The 4,410-nt window shown below is 34.3% G+C and carries 5 protein-coding genes and 1 pseudogene; all 6 read right to left on the reverse strand.

Going from position 1 to position 4,410, the window contains the following annotated elements; translation table 11 throughout:
* Positions 1 to 223: 223 nt before the first annotated feature.
* Positions 224 to 2,347: a tetratricopeptide repeat protein gene (locus AB1422_17170; GenBank protein MEW6621035.1), complete on the reverse strand. Its 2,124-nt coding sequence runs from the start codon at positions 2,345 to 2,347 to the stop codon at positions 224 to 226.
* Between the two features lie 113 nt (positions 2,348 to 2,460).
* Entirely contained in the window at positions 2,461 to 2,658 is a 198-nt protein-coding gene (locus AB1422_17175) for a hypothetical protein (protein MEW6621036.1), read from the reverse strand.
* A 324-nt stretch (positions 2,659 to 2,982) separates the two neighbouring features.
* Positions 2,983 to 3,240: pseudogene (locus AB1422_17180) on the reverse strand (Txe/YoeB family addiction module toxin).
* Positions 3,237 to 3,599: a type II toxin-antitoxin system Phd/YefM family antitoxin gene (locus AB1422_17185; protein ID MEW6621037.1), complete on the reverse strand. Its 363-nt coding sequence runs from the start codon at positions 3,597 to 3,599 to the stop codon at positions 3,237 to 3,239. The pseudogene AB1422_17180 and the gene AB1422_17185 overlap by 4 nt, the downstream one beginning before the upstream one ends.
* 116 nt (positions 3,600 to 3,715) lie before the next feature.
* Positions 3,716 to 3,943, reverse strand: a complete 228-nt coding sequence (locus AB1422_17190) for a hypothetical protein (GenBank protein ID MEW6621038.1) — start codon at positions 3,941 to 3,943, stop codon at positions 3,716 to 3,718.
* Between the two features lie 36 nt (positions 3,944 to 3,979).
* Positions 3,980 to 4,330, reverse strand: coding sequence for a hypothetical protein (locus AB1422_17195; GenBank protein ID MEW6621039.1), 351 nt, complete (start codon positions 4,328 to 4,330; stop codon positions 3,980 to 3,982).
* Between the last annotated feature and the right edge of the window lie 80 nt (positions 4,331 to 4,410).

Raw genomic sequence — 4,410 nt, forward strand, 5'->3', positions numbered from 1 at the left:
AATTCTTTTATTCTTATTTTTGATTTTTAATATTTAATATTTGATTTTTTTTATTGCCTTACAAGTATTTTTGCATTTTGCTTTGTCCTTTTGATTTGGACATTTTGATATTTGCATTAAACTCCTTGTGGAATATTTCGCACCGGTATCCTATTGTTTAACAAAGAGTTACGCCTCAAATCTCTTTAATGTATAAAAAACCTCAGATTTTCAGCCTGTAAAATTATCTAATTGCACTTAACATCTTAAGTGCATAGGTATTGTTTGGGTCAAAGGTTAAGACCTCTTTAAATTCCTTTTGAGCATTTATCTTTTTGCCTAATTTATAATAGATAGAGCCTAAATTACGATGTGCATCAATATTTATAGGAGATAAGTCAATAATAGCTTGGTAGTGAGAAATTGCCTTTTTAAAATCCCCTTGATTGTAATAAATCCATGCCAGTCGATTATGTGTATCTATAAGTTTATCTCCTTGAGGAGCCAATTTAATTATCCTCTTTAATATCTTTTTACACTCTTCAATGTTTTTCATTTCTAAACAGACCGTAACAAGATTATCCAAAAAGATTGTAGATGTTGGATTAAATTTAGCTGCAAGTTCAAATTCTTTCTTAGCCTGATTAAGTTCTTTTGATTTGGCATACAAAATTCCTAAGTTATTATGTACATCCGCCCAGCATGGACTTAATTCTCGGGCTTTTTGGTAAGCATTAATTATCTCTGGTATATCCTTTTCATTGTGTTCAAGAGTCCTTGCCAACAAATACCATGAATTACTATCTTCTGGTGCTAAAGATGAAGTCTCTTTTGCAAGGATTAGTGCCTTTTTTGCATAGGATTTATCCAAATCCAGATAGGTTAGTATGAGTTCAAAGCGATACTCTTTTTCAATAGGATTAAGTTTAATAGCCTGCTCATATTTAGGAATACTCTCTTTACTAAATCCACCTCTTTTTAACCCAATTGCCTGTTGAAAATTAACATCCGCTAAATAAGCTCTAATAATAAAAGTTAGTAAAAATAACACTAAGATTGTACTAAATCCAATAATAATTTTGTTTAATTTATTAATTTTGCATTTTACATTTTGCATTTTACATTTATATAAGACCACCATCATCCCCATTAATATAAAGAAAAGGTGTGTGATAGAAATCATACTAAGATTAAATAGAGCTTGAGTAAGATACCCTGTCCAGGCAGATAAAATACCTATTGCGATAGATTTTGACTGTTTATCTTTAATAATCTTACATGCCATTATTATAAAAGTGATTAATAGCCATAAATATATCACTAATCCAATTATTCCTTTTTCTACTACTACATCTAAAAACTCATTATGGGATTTATCAGCGGTTATTCGTGCTCCTTTATAAGCAACTACTAATCTTATCGGGGCATATTGTTGGAAGACTAAACTCATTGACTCCTGTCCTACTCCAATTAATGGATGCTTTCTTATAATTCCCATTGCCCCTTCCCATAGTTTAAATCGTTCTTCTTTTACACCTAAAGATGGCATTTTTGTGGTTGCAATGACCCTTTCAATCATTGACCCTTTGCCAATGCCAAAGATAAGTGTAATACCTATTAATATTATTCCTAATATAATCACTTTCACTTTATTTTGCAATATCCTTTTAACGTCAAGGACTCCAAATAAAAATAGTGCTACAAATAGTCCTAAAAATGAAGCCCTTGTTTTTGCCATTAATAAACAGGTATAGAGCAAGCATAGGCTTATAGTGGTCAGCCACTTATCTTTCCTGTCTAAATATAGACTTAATGCTAAGGGAAATACCATAATTAGATAAGCAGATAAAAATACTGGATTGCCAAAACTTGAGGTAACTCGTCCCTTTCCAAAACCTAACGAGACAAAAAGTGGGTCTATGCCAAAATGTTGAAAAATACCATAAATAGCAGCAACTGTTCCGGCAAAGATAATTGTTTTAACTAATCTATCAACCTGTGATATGAAATTGACAACTAAGAAAAATAGCACAACATAATTAATAGTGGTAATTAATCCATTATATCTACGATAGATACCAATTAGGCTTAACAGTGGTGAGTATGAGAATAATGTAGAAATGATGCTAATGAGGAGAAAGGCAATTATGGGTGAAAACAATGGGTTGTACGAAAACTCAATTTGTCTTTGGAGAGCTATCCTGAGCAGACAGATATAAAACATAACTAAAGACAAAAAACTCAAGATAACTACTTTGCTTAAGTCATATACAGAATGAAGATGTGTATCAAAATATAGAGGAACTGCTAATACTAAAACTATTAGTCCTATTTCAATTATTTTGTTAGAATGTTTGATTAACTTCATCTTATGCTAAAACTACTTTCCACAGCGATTTTGAACCAGCAATTAATTCTGTTATTTCTCAGCAGGATTTAACAGATATAAAATCTGTTAAATCAATTTAACGACCTGTGCGGTTAGGTTAAGACTGCCAATTTGAGTTCCCCCCGCTGGCGGGGGATTAAGGGGGTGGAAATCTCTTCAATCACCATTTCAATATTCCTTGTCACATCTTCTATGTGATTTATAGCACTTATTAATCGAAATTTGACATAGATATGGCTATCAAATTCCAAATCACAAATTCCAAATAAATTCAAATAACCAAAATTCAAAACATTACCCCCATAGTTTGTATTTAGGACTTGAAATTTGGTGTTTATTTGAGATTTGGTGCTTGGGATTTGGGATTTTTTTACTTATCACTCTGAGTAAAGTTTTGACTAATGGGAAACTATTGGGGTCAGACCGTGAATGTTGAATGTAAAAGGAACTGCTTTCTACATTCAAGGTCTGACCCTAATCCCCTCCAGTTACCCCCGCCGTCCGCTGCAACGACTGGTTAGGCAAAAGTTCCACTTCGCCATCTTTTTCCTTTTCTTCTTATTGCTGTATCCCATAATCAACGTCTGCTTCCCCAACTCACACTCATGTTGACTCTATTCATAATGATACCTACATGAAATAATCACAAGAGTATCGTGTTCAACCTTGTACACCAATCGGTGTTCGTCCGTGATTCTTCGCGACTAACATCCTCGCAAATCCCGTTTTAATGGTTCGGGTTTCCCAATTCCTTTAAACGGGGTGCGGTTGGCATCTTTAATCAAATCATTCACGCGTTTCAATAATTGGGGTTGATACTGTTGAAGCCAGAGATAATCTTCCCATCCAGCATCAGTAAATGTCAGTCTCATACATTCACTAACTCCCGTTCTGTCACATGTCCAATACGTGCTTGTTCCAAGGATTTTCGTAAGTGAGCAGCATTCGCGGGATTCGATAAGAGATATTCTGTTTCTTGCCATGCGGTAAATTCCCGTTCTGATAATAAAATCGCTTTATGCGTGTCATCAAGAAAAATCATAATAGGCTCAGCATCAGTATCCGCTTGATAGACTAACTGCTCTAAATTCTTTTTTGCCTCTTGAATTGTAGTGACTTGCATATATTTCCTCTCAAAGATAAAATAACCACACATTAACGTATGATAACATCTTATCATCATCTCATTATCTTGTTTCCCAATTATAGCACAATAATCAATTATATGCAACTATTTTTTGTCTCAGATTAGATGTTCTTAGCAGGATTTTTATTAATATTAATAGCTCTCGTAGGTATGCCCGTTGTATTTTCTGGGAATCAATTCGGCTGAGTAAGTAAGTAGGGTCACAAACCGGAAAGCAAATTTTCCCCCAAACTCTCTTGAGTACATTCTACATTCACGACCTGACCCTCTATTTCTCCCACATTACCCACACATTTCCTGGGTACAGGTCTGTCAGGATGAAATCCCTGTTCATCATACAATGTGCAGGTGGCTTTTTTATGGTCCACAGACCAAATCTTACAATGTTTACAATCAGCACATCTATCCCCTGATTTTATTGAAGACATAACTTTTTACCTTCTTATCTTTTATTTTTGCCCTGGTTATTTCTCTTGCCTTTCTTTTTCCATTTCTTCCTTAAAGACTTTCCACATTTCTATACTTTCCTTTTTTACCTTTTCTAAGAAAGGTTTTATCTCTTTCTCACTCCTTACTGTTGCACGAGCCAGCCATCTGACTAATTCTTCTAATCTACTTGACTGGTCTTTTAGTTGGCTCTTCTCTTTTTCTAATTTTGCCACCTTCTCTTCTAATTTCGCTACTCGTTCCTTTAAAATACTCACTTCTTTTTCAAGTTGGGAAGAGGACTGGGAAGAAGGGTATGCCGTTATAGATAAAAAGCAAATCAACCCCAAGACCAATCCCGCAATTCCTATTTTCTTAACTTTTCTCATTTTCATTCACCTCGTATGCAATGAACGCATTGTCTTTTCCAGGGAATCCTTATGACAAGGAACTACTACTAAATGGATAT

It is taken from the genome of bacterium (assembly GCA_040757115.1).
GTDB lineage: Bacteria > UBA9089 > CG2-30-40-21 > CG2-30-40-21 > SBAY01 > JBFLXS01.